The sequence below is a fragment of the Luteitalea sp. genome, from assembly GCF_022842525.1.
In the GTDB taxonomy this organism is placed as follows: Bacteria; Acidobacteriota; Vicinamibacteria; order Vicinamibacterales; family Vicinamibacteraceae; genus Luteitalea.
Genome location: NZ_JALHPM010000043.1, coordinates 26,254 through 40,502 on the forward strand (window position 1 = coordinate 26,254; position 14,249 = coordinate 40,502).

14 protein-coding genes and 2 tRNA genes are annotated in these 14,249 nt (G+C 70.3%); 9 read left to right on the forward strand and 7 right to left on the reverse strand.

Annotated elements, in window-relative coordinates:
- Nucleotides 1–308: 308 nt before the first annotated feature.
- Nucleotides 309–2,075, reverse strand: a complete 1,767-nt coding sequence (locus Q0C41_RS11080) for an ATP-binding protein (RefSeq protein ID WP_291983736.1) — start codon at nucleotides 2,073–2,075, stop codon at nucleotides 309–311.
- 291 nt (nucleotides 2,076–2,366) lie between these two features.
- A tRNA-Glu gene (locus tag Q0C41_RS11085) sits at nucleotides 2,367–2,442 on the reverse strand.
- A gap of 133 nt (nucleotides 2,443–2,575) precedes the next feature.
- Between Q0C41_RS11085 and Q0C41_RS11090 the strand changes: the two genes are divergently transcribed.
- Nucleotides 2,576–3,733 carry a PEGA domain-containing protein gene (locus Q0C41_RS11090; protein WP_291983738.1) on the forward strand — a complete coding sequence of 386 codons (1,158 nt, stop codon included), beginning with the start codon at nucleotides 2,576–2,578 and terminating at the stop codon, nucleotides 3,731–3,733.
- A 4-nt stretch (nucleotides 3,734–3,737) separates the two neighbouring features.
- Complete coding sequence (locus Q0C41_RS11095) at nucleotides 3,738–4,802, forward strand: energy transducer TonB (RefSeq protein WP_291983740.1); 1,065 nt, start codon at nucleotides 3,738–3,740, stop codon at nucleotides 4,800–4,802.
- 80 nt (nucleotides 4,803–4,882) lie between these two features.
- On the opposite strand, the gene Q0C41_RS11100 is transcribed toward Q0C41_RS11095, so the two are convergent.
- Nucleotides 4,883–5,353: a BON domain-containing protein gene (locus Q0C41_RS11100; protein ID WP_291983743.1), complete on the reverse strand. Its 471-nt coding sequence runs from the start codon at nucleotides 5,351–5,353 to the stop codon at nucleotides 4,883–4,885.
- 318 nt (nucleotides 5,354–5,671) lie between these two features.
- Between Q0C41_RS11100 and Q0C41_RS11105 the strand changes: the two genes are divergently transcribed.
- The 6 genes from Q0C41_RS11105 to Q0C41_RS11130 all read left to right on the forward strand — a co-directional run bounded on the left by Q0C41_RS11105 (nucleotide 5,672) and on the right by Q0C41_RS11130 (nucleotide 10,003).
- On the forward strand, nucleotides 5,672–7,159 hold the full coding sequence (locus Q0C41_RS11105; protein ID WP_291983744.1) for an ABC transporter permease subunit: 1,488 nt from the start codon (nucleotides 5,672–5,674) through the stop codon (nucleotides 7,157–7,159).
- The gene (locus Q0C41_RS11110; RefSeq protein WP_291983745.1) at nucleotides 7,156–7,896 is read left to right on the forward strand and encodes an ATP-binding cassette domain-containing protein; all 741 of its coding nucleotides are present in this window, start codon (nucleotides 7,156–7,158) and stop codon (nucleotides 7,894–7,896) included. The genes Q0C41_RS11105 and Q0C41_RS11110 overlap by 4 nt, the downstream gene beginning before the upstream one ends.
- Before the next feature lie 40 nt (nucleotides 7,897–7,936).
- Nucleotides 7,937–8,788 (forward strand): hypothetical protein, encoded by an 852-nt coding sequence (locus tag Q0C41_RS11115; protein ID WP_291983747.1) that lies wholly within the window; start codon nucleotides 7,937–7,939, stop codon nucleotides 8,786–8,788.
- Entirely contained in the window at nucleotides 8,781–9,362 is a 582-nt protein-coding gene (locus tag Q0C41_RS11120) for an RNA polymerase sigma factor (protein ID WP_291983750.1), read from the forward strand. Before Q0C41_RS11115 ends, Q0C41_RS11120 begins: the two co-directional genes overlap by 8 nt.
- Nucleotides 9,362–9,862, forward strand: a complete 501-nt coding sequence (locus Q0C41_RS11125; protein WP_291983752.1) for a hypothetical protein — start codon at nucleotides 9,362–9,364, stop codon at nucleotides 9,860–9,862. Before Q0C41_RS11120 ends, Q0C41_RS11125 begins: the two co-directional genes overlap by 1 nt.
- A 66-nt stretch (nucleotides 9,863–9,928) precedes the next feature.
- A tRNA-Lys gene (locus Q0C41_RS11130) sits at nucleotides 9,929–10,003 on the forward strand.
- 61 nt (nucleotides 10,004–10,064) lie between these two features.
- On the opposite strand, the gene Q0C41_RS11135 is transcribed toward Q0C41_RS11130, so the two are convergent.
- The 4 genes from Q0C41_RS11135 to rocF all read right to left on the reverse strand — a co-directional run bounded on the left by Q0C41_RS11135 (nucleotide 10,065) and on the right by rocF (nucleotide 13,581).
- Nucleotides 10,065–11,009 (reverse strand): hypothetical protein, encoded by a 945-nt coding sequence (locus tag Q0C41_RS11135; RefSeq protein WP_291983753.1) that lies wholly within the window; start codon nucleotides 11,007–11,009, stop codon nucleotides 10,065–10,067.
- Nucleotides 11,010–11,088: 79 nt separating this feature from the next.
- Nucleotides 11,089–11,952, reverse strand: a complete 864-nt coding sequence (locus Q0C41_RS11140) for a sulfite exporter TauE/SafE family protein (protein WP_291983755.1) — start codon at nucleotides 11,950–11,952, stop codon at nucleotides 11,089–11,091.
- Nucleotides 11,953–12,025: 73 nt separating this feature from the next.
- Complete coding sequence (locus tag Q0C41_RS11145) at nucleotides 12,026–12,562, reverse strand: DUF2911 domain-containing protein (RefSeq protein WP_291983756.1); 537 nt, start codon at nucleotides 12,560–12,562, stop codon at nucleotides 12,026–12,028.
- 110 nt (nucleotides 12,563–12,672) lie between these two features.
- A complete protein-coding gene (rocF, locus tag Q0C41_RS11150; protein ID WP_291983758.1) occupies nucleotides 12,673–13,581 on the reverse strand; it encodes an arginase in 909 nt (302 codons plus the stop codon).
- A 129-nt stretch (nucleotides 13,582–13,710) separates the two neighbouring features.
- Here rocF and Q0C41_RS11155 point away from each other — a divergent pair.
- Nucleotides 13,711–14,249: hypothetical protein (locus Q0C41_RS11155; RefSeq protein WP_291983760.1), on the forward strand; the 539-nt coding region annotated here is incomplete at its 3' end.

Sequence of the window (14,249 nt, forward strand, 5' to 3'; positions counted from 1 at the left end):
GTCGGGCTGTATACCGTTAACTCGGTCCTTTCGGCGCCGCGCCACGGCGACGAGCTCGTTGCGTTGACGAACTTCCCGCGCGTGACCTTCACTGGACTGTGCTGCCCTGACGTCCTCCCAAGATTAAGTAGCGTTTCGGTGTAGAGTCCGGCCGCCGAATGAGGCGGACGATAGAGAAGCGGTTCGCTCACGAGCGCAATCGTGCGACCGCCGTCGACCGAGCAGAGCGAGGGAGATCGCGTCCAAGCGCTGCAACGCGCACGCGTGACACCTCGAGGGCGTGGTCGCGGTGCCTGGCCGGCGCTCCTTCAGCTCGCTGCGTCGGCGGCGTGCGCCAGCGACTCCACGACCGGCAAGAACACGTAGATGCTGGTCCCGGCGCCAGGGGCCGTCGTCACACCCAGGCCGCCGCCATGCGCCGCCACGATGCCGTAGACCGACGCCAGGCCCAGACCCGTCTTGAGCGGGCGCGGCGCACTCGAGAAGAACGGGTCGAAGATCTGCGGCACCACGTCGGGCGTGATGCCGTGGCCCGTGTCGCGCACCGCCAGCACGCAGGCGTGCGCGGGCGGTGCCAACGCCATGTGCATTCCCGCCAGCGACGGCGGCTGCAACGAGAGGGATACGACGATGTCGCCTTCGCCCTCCGATGCGGTGACGCTGTTCGTGACCAGCTCGCGCAGCAGCTGCTCGAGCTGGTCGACGTCCACTCGCACCACAACCGAGTCGAGCACCTCCACCGTCAGCCGCATGCCGGGCGGCAGACCCGCGCGAAGCGTCGGCGCGAGGGATCGCACCAGCGCGGCGAGGTCGGCGTCGCGCCGGAAGTCCATCTGCTGGCCGCTGTACTGCAGCAGTTGTCGGGTGAGCGTGGCCGCGCGGTCAGCCGATTCGCGGATGTAGCGCAAGTTCTTCTGCACCGGGTCGCGAGGACTGAGCGACTCGCCTGACAGCTCGGCGAATCCGACCACAGTGGTCAGCAGGTTGTTGAACTCGTGGGCAATGCCGCCGGCCAGGCGGCCCACCGCTTCGGCCTTGGCCTGGGCCTGGCGCTCTCTGGCCAGCGCCTCCTCGCGGCGCAGCCGCGCGTTCTCTCGACCCGAGAGCAGCGCGCGGACGGCAATCGCCACCGCCAGCACGAGCAGCGCGATGGCGATCACCTGGGTGTAGCGTTCGTCGGATCGCCGGACGGCGACGATGAGCGTGACGCCGAGCGCGGCCACCGTCCACAGCGGCAACGGATTGAACGTGCGCCACCACGTGGGCTGCACCGGCTGAACCTGCTGCACCTGCTGCGGCAGCGGGTCGTGGCGGATCAGCACGCTGGCGATGATGGTCGGCATCAGTCCCCAGAAGTAGGCGAAGCTGGTCATTCTCGCGTCGATCACTTCGGCGAGCTCGAGCTGCGCCAGGAACGCCACCGGCAGATAGGCCGCCAGGCCCCCGACCAGCCACCAGAAGGCACGGGGGCTGGGCTCGCGACGCCCCCAGACGATCATCAGATGCAGCCCCGAGGCGGAGATCAGGAACGCCACCGCGTAGGTGAGCACGGGCTGCGCCGTGCCGCGGCTCACGTTCAGGAGCGGCCACGTCAGCAACAGCCATTGCAGCACGCCGAGCCCCAGGACGGTTGCCGCGAAGTCGATCCACAACACGGGCGCGTCTTCGCGACGCAGCCGCAGGCGCGGAAAGAGGCTGAACCCCACGAAGTACAGCGCGTAGCTCGCGAGCGCGCTGTACTGGTTGATGCCGTAGGCCACCGCCGGCAAGCCGAAGCGCGTCCAGTCGACGACCTCGAGCAGCGTGACCGACGTGGCCGCCAGCGCCGAGGTACCGCCCAGCACGCGCAACGACACCCGCAAACGCCCCGGCAGTTCCGGCCGCCCACTGGCCCACAACAGGCTGGCGCATTCGACAACCAGCTTCAGGGCCACCGCGCCGGCCGCCACCGAGTCGGCCAGTGGCGCGCCCCAGAGCACGCGAGCCAGAGGATAGAGGGCGACCAGCGCCGCGCCTCCGGCCAGCCACGGCGGCATCAGCGGCAGCACCCGATGGAGCGGGAGCGCAGACTGCACGGGCACCTCACAGGCCACACTGAGCGGCAGTTGAGCTTGTGGCTACTTCACCACATCCTAGTGAAGTTCAGTGCGCGTAGCGAACAGTTCGGGGGGCGCTGGCCGTGCCCGGTCGCGTCAGGCCTGCCTGACGCGGCGTGCCTGAAGACCGTCGTGGGACGGCCGTCGACCGAGCAGAGCGGGTGGGGTCAGGTGCCGGTGGGATTCGTGCCCGGTCGGGTCAGGCCTGCCTGACGCGGCGTGCCTGAAGACCGTCGTGGGACGGCCGTCGACCGAGCAGAGCGAGGGAGATGGCGTCCCCGACGGGATTCGAACCCGTGTTTTAGCCTTGAAAGGGCCACGTCCTAGGCCTCTGGACGACGGGGACGCTGAGGTGAGAACTGCCAATCGTAACATGGCCGGCCACCCTCGGGCCACGGGGTGAGGGAGGTGCCCGGGGTTCGCCGCTTGTTCCCATAGTCCGGGGTGCTGTTCCGCCCCGGCGCCCAGGGGGACGAGCCATGACGCCCGCGACGACCACCATCGAGCCGCCCGACCAGCTGGATCCGTGGGGATTTGGTGTCACCGCCGCCGATCGGTCCGTGCTCATCGAATGGCGGGAGCCGCTCGACGAGCCCGTGGATGAGGACGACGCCCTCGACCTCTCGGCGAGCCTGCTCAGCGCGGAGGCCGCACCCCCGGTGGTGCAGCCGGAGCCCGCGGACAAGGTTGTCGACGTGCCCCTGCCGGTGGCCGCCGCCGTGGCCGAGGTCGCCGCGCCGCCGCCACCGGCCTACAGCCCGAGACCGTCGCGGCGCGACAGCGCCCTGTTGCGTCTGCCGTTCCCGGCGGAGCGTCTGGGCCTGATGGCGCTCTTCGGCGCGGTCATCGTCGCCCAGGCCTTCTATATCGGACTGTCGCTCACCGGCGAAGCCTCGGCCCGTCCGGCCGGCGTTGTGCCGCAGCCCCCAGTGGTCGTCGCCGCCCCGGTCGCGCATGTCGACCGGCCTGCGGTGGCGGCCCCCCCGGCCGCCGGTCGGCTGAAGGTCGACAGTGGTGCGGCCCGCGCCACGGTGCAGATCGACGGCGTCGCGTCCGGCACGACGCCGATCGTCGTCGCCGACATCGCCCAGGGCGCCCACACCGTGCGTCTCTCGTTCACGAATGGCGTCACGGTCGAGCGTGCCGTGGACGTGACCGCCGGCGAGACCGTCGCGCTGCTCGTGGACGCCCCCGCGCCGCGTGCGGTCATTCCGACCGCGCCCGCGATCGGCTGGGTGCACATCGACGCGCCGTTCGATGTACAGGTCTTCGAGAGTGGCCGGCTCCTCAGTGCGGTGGCGGGCGAACGCCTGACGTTGGCCGCCGGTGGACACGTCCTCGAGGTCGTGAATCCCGCCCTTGGCTTCCGCTCGACCATCAAGGCCGTCGTGCTCCCCGGCAAGGTGTCGTCGCTCGCGCTCGACGTGCCCGACGCCGCCGTGGCCGTCAATGCCCAGCCCTGGGCGGAAGTCGTGGTCGATGGCCGCGTGCACGGCGAGACGCCACTCGCCAATCTGATGCTGCCGATCGGTGTGCACCAGATCGTGCTGCGCCACCCAGACCTCGGCGAACGCCGCGAAACCGTCACCGTGCGCGCGACCGGTGCCAACCGCGTCTCGGCCGACCTTCGGAGATAAGACGATGTCCCTGACCTACCTGACCGTGGCCGCCGGACTCGCGTGGGCGCTTGCCACGCCACCCGCCGCGCAGGCGCAGGACGGCGCGCCGGCCGTCTCGCTGCTCCAGGCCGGCATCGCGCTCTACACCGCCGCGTCGTACGACGAGGCGCTCGACGCCTTCGAGGCCGCGCGCCAGATCGATCTGGCCCGCGAGGATCGCGTGACGCTCGACCAGCACCGCATGTTGTGCCTGCTCGCGCTCGGCCGCACGGCGGCGGCCGAGGAAGCGGCAGCCAGCCTGCTCGAAACCAAGCCCGACTTCGTGCTGAGCGCGAGCGAGGCCTCGCCCCGCGTGCGGGCCCGCTTCGACGACACGCGCCGGCGCGTGCTGCCGGCCGTGGTGCGACGTGTCTACACCGACGCGAAGCGCGCCTACGACAGCGGCGACTACACGGCGGCGCGCGACGGCTTCGCCCAGCTCTCGCAGATGCTGGCCGATCCGCAGGTGGCGGCCGCGGATCCGTCGTTCGCCGACCTCGGTACGCTCACCGATGGTTTCCTGCAGCTGAGCGCGGCGGCCATCGAACGGCGTGCCGCGCGCCGCGACTACGACACCGTGCAGGCCGCCCTGGCCGTGCTGCAACCCTCGACGCAAGGCTTCCGGCCGATGGCGTCACCGGCGGCCGCCGCGATGTCGGCGCCGGGGCTTGATGCGCCACTGGCCCTCGACGGCGTACCCGAGACGGCCGCGGCGAGGCCGGTCATGTCGCCGCCCTTCACGCCGCTCGGCATCTTCACCTTCGACTGGCGCGACAAGGACGTCACGCCGCCCATGCCGATGACGCAGGCCGTGTCGGGCTGGTGGGGCGCGATGGGGGAGCCCGCGGCAGGCACGCCGCTCGGGGCGATCGAAGTGGTGGTCGATGAATCCGGTCACGTCGTGGACGCGCGGATCTATCAGTCGGTGAACCGCGTCTACGATGCCGTGCTGCTCGAGTCGGCGCGGCAGTGGCGCTACCAGCCCGCGATGAAGGACGGCCGCGCCGTGAAGTACCGCCGCATCGCCGGTATCGTCTCGGGCCGCTGAGCGCCCGGCCGCGCGCGGGGCTGCGGCACGGCCGGGGCCGTGGAGCGGCAGCGGGAGTCACTGCCGCCCGGGGCGCCGCGCTAGCGGCTTTCCGTCATCGTGACCTCCGTGGCCACACGGCGCACGCCCGACACGCTCTTCGCGGTTTCAATGGCCTTGAGATGCGCGTCGATCGCCTTGGCGCGGCCGTTCAGCAGCACGACGCCCTTGTTGACCGAGGCGATGCCGATGCCGCTGTCCTTGAGCATCGCGTCCGCCTTGAAGGCCGCCTTCACGCGGTCTTCGATGTCCTTGTCGGCGACCTCGGTCATCTTCTCCTTCGCGGCCGGCACGACCTGCAGGAGGTTCTGCACCGACTTCACGCCGTCGATGCCCTTGGCCACCATTTCGGCGTTGGCTTTCTCGGCCGCCGTTTCGACCTTGCCGTGCAGCGTCACGGCGCCGGCCACCGTATCCACGTTCAGATCGGACGTGCTGACGTTGTCGGCCGTCATCAGCGCAATCTTCGTCTTCATCGTGATCCACGCATCCTGCTGCGCGAGCGCGTCCACGGGCGCGGCCGCCATGGCCGTGAGAGCGAGAGCCGAGGCGATCATCCAGTGCTTCATGTGTCAGTCCTCCAGAGGTGCGCCAGGCATGGCGCGCGTCACTACGGGGCTGAGAAGAGCAACCGACGTGCCACCGGGAGGGCCGCGGCATGGTCGCCCACTCTGTGGCGCCGGCTCCTCATGCAGGGCAGGGCGCGACCCATCGCGGCGGCGCCGAGCCCGTCGCGGGGCATGGCTGGCCACCTGGCGGGCAGACGCCTGAGGCACGCGTGACCCTCTCTGGGAGTCCGGTTACCGTCCGCCACGCGTATACTCGCTCGCGTGTTGCGAGTGACCGCCACGGCCGTGGCGATCTGGTGCGTGCTGGCCGCCTCGGCGTCGGCGCAGACGTCGGTGCTGCGGTGGGGGGCGGATGCCGAGGGCGGCGCGCCGTTCGTCGAAGCCGATCCCGATAATCCTGAGCGGCTGCGCGGCTTCGACGTCGAGATCGCGGAGCTGCTGGCGAAGGCGCTCGGACGCACGCCCGTGTTCGTGCAGGCGGCCTTCACGGCCCTCGACCAGTCGGTGAAGCGCGGCGACTTCGACGTCGCGATCAACGGCCTCGAAGACTCGCCGGCCAAGCGTGCCGAGCTGGCCGTGAGCGTGCCGTACTACCAGTTCCGCGAGGTGCTCACGGTGCGCGCCGCCGATGCCGGACGCTACCGGTCGCTGGCGGACCTCCGCGGCCGCAAGGTGGCCACGCTCGGCGCCACGCTCGCGTGGGAGATCCTCTCGACGGCGCAGGGCACACACGGCGTCGAGCCCGTGTCGTACGACGACGATGTGCACCCCTACGAAGACCTGCTGAACGGCCGCGTCGACGCGGTGCTGCTCGACAACGTGCTGGCCGAGCGATCGATGCGGCGTCAGCCCGGCATGGTGACGCAGCCCGAGGCCGCGGCGGTGGGCTACTACGTGGTGCTCATGGCGCCCGGCGACACCGCGCTGCGCGACCAGGTGAACGCCGAGCTGCGCGCGGCGATGGGGGATGGACGCCTTGAAGCGATCTTCCGCACGTGGCAGGTATGGAACGACGACCAGCCGGCGATGTACGCGCGCGTGCTCGCGGGGGCCGATTCCCTGCTCGAGGCGCCAGGCGGCGGCGCCCCGGCGCGTCCCTCCACCTGGGACCTGACGATGCGGTATCTGCCGGCGCTCGTGCGCGCGGCCTTCATCACGCTCGTGCTGTCGTGCGCGGCGATGCTGCTGGCGGTGTCGCTCGGGGCGGCGATTGCGGTGGGCCGCGTCTACGGCCGCGGCTGGGTGCGCGCGCTGCTCACGACCTACGTGGAAGTGACACGCGGCACACCGGTGCTGCTGCAGCTCTTCGTGCTCTATTACGGTCTGGCAGCGGTGATCCGCCTGCCGCCGTTCGTGGCGGCGCTGCTCGGTCTGGGCCTGAACTACGCGGCGTACGAAAGCGAGATCTACCGCGCCTCGCTCGAAGCCGTGCCGAAGGGGCAGCTCGAAGCCGCGCGCACGCTCGGCTTCACCTCCTGGCAGACACTGCGCCTCATCCGCGGGCCGCAGGCCTTCCGCTACGCGCTCGCGCCGATGACCAACGACTTCGTGGCGCTGCTCAAGGACTCGTCGCTGGTCTCGGTGCTCACGGTGGTGGAGCTCACGAAACAGACCCAGATCTTCGCGGCGAACCTCGGCACCTGGGCGCTGCCGGGCGCACTCTGCGCGGCGATGTACCTCGCGCTCTCGTGGCCGCTGGCGCGGCTCGCGGCACGGCTGGAACGGCGTTGGGCGGCGCCCTCCGCATGACGCCCGTGCTCGACGTCCGCGGCCTGGAACTGGCGCGCGGGCCCCGTCACATCCTGCGCGGCGTCGACCTCGCCGTGCACAGCGGCGAACTCGTGGCGCTCATGGGCCTCTCGGGCTCGGGCAAGACCACCGTGCTGCGCGCGATCGCCGGGCTCGAGACCTTCGGCGGCGGCCGCATCGAGGTGGACGGCCTCGTGCTCGACGGCTCGGCCAGCCACCTGGGCGATCTGCATCGCAAGGTCGGCATGGTGTTCCAGTTTCACTGTCTGTGGGACCACCTGACGGCCGTCGAGAACATCTGCCTCGCGCCGGTGCACGTCTACGGCACGGCGCCCGCCGATGCGACCACGCGGGCGCGGGCGCTCATGACCGAACTCGGCGTCGGGCATCGCGAGCAGGCGCTGCCGCGCGAGCTCTCCGGCGGGGAAGCGCAGCGGGTGGCGATTGCACGGGCGCTCGCCGCCGACCCACGCCTGCTGCTCATGGACGAGCCCACCGCCTCGCTCGATCCGGCGCGCCGCGGTGAACTGGGGCAGACGCTGCGGCAGCTGACGGCCAAGGGGCGCAGTCTGCTGCTCACCTGTCACGACGACGACTTCGTGCGCGACTTCGCGACGCGGGTGGTCGTACTGGCCGACGGACGCGTCGTGGAAGCCGGCGATCCGGCCGTGGTGCTGACGACGCCCGCACACGAGGCCACGCGCCGCCTGCTCGACATGAAGGAGCCGTCGGCCTGAGCCGGTTAACCTTCCGGGTCCGGCTGCGTATTGGATGGGTATGACGCGCCTTGCCGCCTTTGCCCTGATTCCGTGCCTCGCCGCCAGTCCGCTCTCCGCGGCTCAGTCCGCCACCCCGGCCGTGGTCACGCCGGCGCCCGCCGTGGCCACCGCGGACCACGTGACCGCGAACGAGACCCGCCAGGACCTGCAGGAGATCCTGCGGGAACTGCCGCCGGCGGTGACCGCCGTGCTGCGCCACGATCCGTCGCTGCTCACGCGCACCGACTATCTCGCGCCGTATCCGCGCCTCGCCACCTTCCTGCAGGCCCATCCGCAGGTGGCGCTCAATCCGGCGTACTTCATCGGCACGCCCGACACCGGCGAGACTGAACCGAACGGCCGGGCGATGCGGATGGCCGAGGAGGTGATGGAAGGGATTGGCGTCTTCGTCATCATCAGCTCGGTCATCGGCTTCTTCGTGTGGGTGGTGCGCACGATCATCGACCACCGGCGCTGGCTGCGTCTCTCGAAGACGCAGGTCGAGGTGCATACCAAGGTGCTCGACCGGTTGTCGTCGCACGACGATCTGCTGGCCTACATCCAGAGTCCGTCTGGCCGGCGCTTCCTCGACTCCGCCCCCATCGAGGTGGGCGGTGCGGCCCGTCCGAGCGCGGCGGCGCTCACGCGCGTGATGTGGTCGCTGCAGGCCGGCATCGTGTTGTGCGCGGTGGGTGTCGGCTTCTGGGTGCTTGGCCGCACGGCGCTCTCGGAAGCCGCGCAGGGGCTCTCGATCATCAGCACACTCGCGCTCGCGCTCGGCCTCGGCTTCGTGGCCTCGGCGGGCGTGTCGTACGCCATCTCGACGCGGCACGGCCTCATCGACGCCGAAGCGCGGGCACAGCATGAGTGACGCGCGCGTGACGGCGCTCGACCGGCTGGACCTTGCGGCCAGCGCCGAGCAGGCGTTCCAGATGGACGAAGACGGGTTCGGTGCGTTCTACGAGCGCACGTCGCGGCCGCTGTGGCTCTACCTGGCGCGCATCTCGGGTGACCCACGCCTGGCCGACGACCTGCTGCACGAGGCGTACTACCGCGTGCTGCGCTCGGGCACGGCGTTCGAGAGCGACGACCACCGCCGCCACTACCTGTTCCGCGTGGCCGCGAATCTCGTGCGCGATACGAAGCGCCGTCACGGCACGCAGCCCGTGGCCAACCTCGCGCCGGACGAGACGCTCGTGGACGATGCGAGCGAACGCGGTGCGGAACGGGCCGCCGAACGCCTCGACCTGCAGCGCGCCCTCACGCAACTCTCGGCCCGCGAGCGGAGCCTGCTCTGGCTGGCCTACGTGCAGGGCTGCACGCACGACGAGATCGCGGCCACGCACGGCGTGAAGCGGGCGAGCCTCAAGACGCTGCTGCACCGGGCGAAGCGCCGGCTGCTGGATCTGCTGGGGCCCGATGCGCGGGCCCGGGGAGGCGCGTGATGGTGCCGGAATGCCGTCGTGAGTTCGAGGTGGCCGCGCTCGTGCGGGCCGGACGCTGGCCCGCGGCCTGCGAGCCCGACCTGCGCGCGCACGTCGAGGGCTGCGCGGAGTGCCGCGAGGCCGTGACCATCGCGGAACTGCTGCTCGAGGCCGACCGCGGCGCCGAGGTGCACGTGCCCTCGGCCGCGCAGATGTGGTGGCGGCTGGCGGTACGGGCGCGGCTCGAACGCGAACAGGCCGCGGCCCGTCCCGTGGTGTGGCTGCAGGGGATTGCCGCGGCGTGCGGCGTGGGCGTGGTGCTGACGGTGCTCGGCCAGCTCGGTCCGGTGCTCGGCGGCGCGGCGGCCTTGGTGGCGCACCGCGTCACGGCGTCGGTGCCAGCGGCGCTGCCGGCCGTCGATCTCGCCGTGCGCGTTCCGTCGTTCGTCGTGCTGGCAGGCGCCCTCGTGCTCGTGGCGCTCGCCTCGACAGCCGTGTATCTCTGGGTGGCCGACGAGTAGCGCCCGCGGCCTCGATTCCACACGGCGCGGGCGGCTCGCCTGCGGACCGGGTAGAATTGAGGACGCGGGCCGCTAGCTCAGTGGTAGAGCATCTGACTTTTAATCAGGTGGTCGTGGGTTCGATCCCCACGCGGCCCACCACGAGCTTCTGAGCCTCGGCCTCCGCGCCGTCCCGTCCGGGTCGCGCCGCGCTCTCGTCCGGCTACGGGATCTGTGCCTGCAGGAAATCGACGACGCGCTCGAACGGGTCGAACCCGAAGGCCTCGCCAATCGGCTTGCGCAGGTTCGAGTTCGCGTTGACATCGTAGAAGACCAGCCGGCCGTCGGCGGCTTCGAGGTACTCGATGCCCGCCACATCCAGTCCGCCGGCGGCGACCAGCCGCTGGCCAGTGGCGACGGCCGCTGCCGGTACGTCTGGATACGGGTGGAATTCCACCGGCTTCACCGGTGTGGCCGGCGGGACGTCGCATTCGCCCGCAGCGTCGCCCACGGGGTTGCAGACTTCCGAGGGGCACAGATTGAACGCCCCGTGCGAGACGACGCGCATGGCGTAGAGCAGCTGGCCGTCCAGGAACTCCATTCGCACGATGCCCTTCGTGCGATCGACTTCGAAATACTCCTGCAGCATCAGCAGGTTGTCGGGCAGCCACAACCCGGGTTGGTCGCGCAGGAGCCGGCGAAGCTCGTCGGGGGAGTGCAGCAGATACATCCGCGCGCCGCTGCCGCCCTGTTCGGGCTTCACGAGCGCCGGCCAGCGGTCCTCCGGCCACGCGGCGATCGCGGCCTCGACGTCGTTGAAGGCCAGCGTGCGCGGGTGGGGGATACCGAGGTGCTGTTTCAGCGCGGCCTGCGCCGACTTGCTCAGCTCCAGCGCGAACGCGCGCGAACCGTTCAGCACGCGGGCGCCGCCCGCCTCGAGCGCCCGCATCAACGAGAGCGCGAAGGGCACGGCCCGGGTGTTGCCTCGCGCGTAGGCGCTGGGGCTGGCCTGATTGAAGTACAGGCGCGCGCGAGGCACGTCGTCAGGGTCGAACGTGGCCCGCTTCAGGTCGAACGGTTCAAACGACACGCCGCGGCGTTCGAGCGCCGCGAAGAGCGGCTTCTGCCACTCCGGATGTTCGTACAACACGACCAGGTCAAGAGCCATGACGCCATACTATGGCGCAGTCTTCGCGGCTTTTCTACGTTGGCACGCCGTCCAGCCACCAGCATGCCGCCGCCTCCACTCAGCGCTGCTTTGCTGTCGCCGTTCGCAGCAGCGACAACCCCGCGTAGAGCACCACGATCACGACCAGCCAGCGGATCGCCTCGAGCGGCAGCGACTTCACCACGTACGCCGCGACGAGCACGCCGGGAATGCCGCCGAGCGCCATGCCGAGCGCGGCCCTGCCGTCGTACTTGTCGGTACGCGCGAACTTGATACCGGCCAGCGGCAGCCCGTAGGCGGCCGAGCCCATCATGATGGGGAAGGCCGAGCGCGGATTCATGCCGAGCAGACTGAACACGATGAGGCTCGGCGCATAGCTGCCGATGCCGAGCGCGTTCAGCGCGCAGAACCCGAAGTTGAGCAGCGTCGCGGCCACGAGCGTCGGCCCCGAGAAGCCGATCGCGTCACCGCCGCCGGGAATCCACTGCAGGTTCGTGACGGTCATGAAGATCGCGCCGACCACGAGCGCGATCGCCATGCCGAGCTGCACGCGGCGCCGCGGCAGGCGGGACACGACGCCGGCGCCCACGTAGCCGCCGAGCGCGCCCACCGGCACCATCAGGGCGAGCGTGAGCGGATCCACCGCGATCGCCGTCACGAACGCAAACGCCTCGAGCGCCACCGGCACCGACGAGCCCACATTGAGCGTGCCGGGGATCCACTCGTCGCGCACCATCTTCGTGAAGCGGAAGGTGGCCGTGGTCGGGGCGTAGTTGCCGATGCCGAGCGTGTCGAAGAAGAGCCCGATGGCGCCGATCGCCAGCTGCAGCGGCGACGGCCACCCGTGCGGATGTCCGCGGCGCGCGCTGCGCCACCAGGCGATGACGAACCAGAGGGTGACGAGCGCGAGGCCCGTGAGCAGGATGGGGATGGGAGAGAGCATGCGGCGGGGGCTATCTTGTGCCGCAATGCGCGGCGCGGCAAGGCCCGGATGGGCCCTGCCGCGTCCGGACGATTTACATGGTGCTGAACGCCAGCGACGCCTTGGTGGTTTCCCACTGCATCACGAGCATGCCGCCCTTACCGGCGGGGTTCTTCTCGATGGTGATCGTGAACTGTTCGACCGGCGCGGCGAGCGTTTCGACCTTCATCGGCACGCGGCCCAGATCCTGCGCCTGGGCGTATTCGGTGCCCCACTGGCCGGTCTGCTTGTTGAGCACGAGCGTCCAGGTCTTGTCGGTGAGCAGCGAGTAGAGCGACACCTTGCCCGGGTTCACGTGCAGGGCCCCGAACATCAGCGCCTTGTCGGTTTCGAGAATGGTGGCCTCGTCGGCGCCGGTGCGCCACACCTGGCCGTAGGGCACGATGCCGCCGAAGATCTTGCGGCCCTTCACGTAGGGGCGGCCGTAGGTGACGCTGACGTTCGCGCCATCGATGGTGGCCTTGACGGTTTCGTGCGGGCTGGCGCGCTTCTGCTGGGCGGCCACGAGGCCGGCGGGCACGGCGAGGGCGGCCACGAGGGCCGAAGCCACGAAGGCTCGACGATGAATCACTGGACTGCTCCTTGAGGGACGATCGACGCGCCCTGGCGCGGACGGCGCCGGGGCGAACAACCTTTGGACTATAGCACCCGCGTCCTGGTTCCCGGGGACGCCGACCGGCGTCAGAGAATCCGCTTGCCGAAGGCCGAGAGCGCGAGCTCCGTGGCCAGCTCCGCCGTCGCGTTCCGGACGTCGAGGGCCGGATTCACTTCCACCAGGTCGAGGGCGATGAGGCGGCCCGATTCGGCGACTGCTTCCATCACGAAATGGGCCTCGCGGTAGTCGAGGCCGCCCTTGACCGGCGTGCCCACGCCGGGCGCGATCGTCGGGTCGCAGACATCGAGGTCGAACGAGACGTGCACGCCGCCGGTGCCACGCGAGGCGGCCGCGAGCGCGCGATCCATCACCTCGGCGATTCCCAGCCGGTCGATGTCCTTCATGGTGAAGGCATGCACTCCCGAGGCCTTGACGATCTCCTTCTCGCGGTCGTCGAGATTGCGGATGCCGACGAGCACGGTGTGTTCCGGCCGGATGGCGGCGTCGGGACCGGAGATCCGGGCGAGTTCGGCCGGCTCGCGGCCGAGCAGGGCGGCGAGTGGCATGCCATGCACGTTGCCGGAGGGGGAGGTCGAGGGGGAGTTGATGTCCGCATGGGCATCTACCCAAATCACGCCCACGGGCTTGCCCTGATCCTTCAGCCAGGCGGCGCTTGCGGCCACCGATCCCGCGCCGAGCGAGTGGTCGCCGCCGAGCACGATCGGCAGCGCGCCTTCGTGCAACGAGGCCAGTGCCGTCTGGAACAGCTTCTGGCAGACCTTTGCGATCTCCTTGACGTAGCGTTTGCGTGGATCGCCGGGGCCTTTGGTTTCAGGGATCGGCGTGGCGATGTCGCCTTTATCGGTGACCGGCACGCCGAGGGCGCCGAGGTGTTCGGCGAGGCTCGAGATGCGGATGGCCGAGGGGCCCATGTCGACGCCGCGGCGGTTGCCGCCGAGGTCCAGGGGGACACCTATCAGGTGGGCGGGCTTCATGTCCGCGATTGTACCGGGATGCCCCGTTCGGGTGGTGCGCCCACGATGTAGGGCCACCGACGCGTCTGCGTGCTATATTATGGGGTTTGTTTTTAACCGCTACACCGTAGCGACTGCCGCGGAGGCATCGTGCCCATCCTCGTCCGGCCCGTGCGCGAACAGCTCGAGCACGATCGCATCATCCGATTGCTCCAGGCGCGCTACCAGAAAAAGCACGACCCGGTCACGAACATCGGCAACGAACCTCCGACGTCGATCGTCCTCGGCACGGCGGAATTCGTGCCCGATCTCATCCTCGTCACCCACGACAAGGCCCGCAAGCTCGAGGGCGTCGTCGAAGTGGAAACAGGGGAGTCGGTCAACTCGCTCGAAGCGCTGGCCCAGTGGGGCCCCTTCAGCAAGCTGCGGGTGCCGTTCCATCTGTACGTGCCGCCCAACACGCTCGACACCGTGCGCCGGCTGTGCCGCGATCACAACGTCACGGTGGCCGAACTCTGGACCTACCACACGAATCTCGATCAGGTGCGCTTCACGCTGGTGCAGAAGGCGCCGGACGCGGCGCTCGCCGCCGCGAGGAAGGCGGGCCTGTCGGGCACGCCGAAGCTGAAGGTGGCCCCGCCGCCTCCGCCGCCGCCGCCCCCGCCGCCACCCCCGCCGCCCACGCCGGT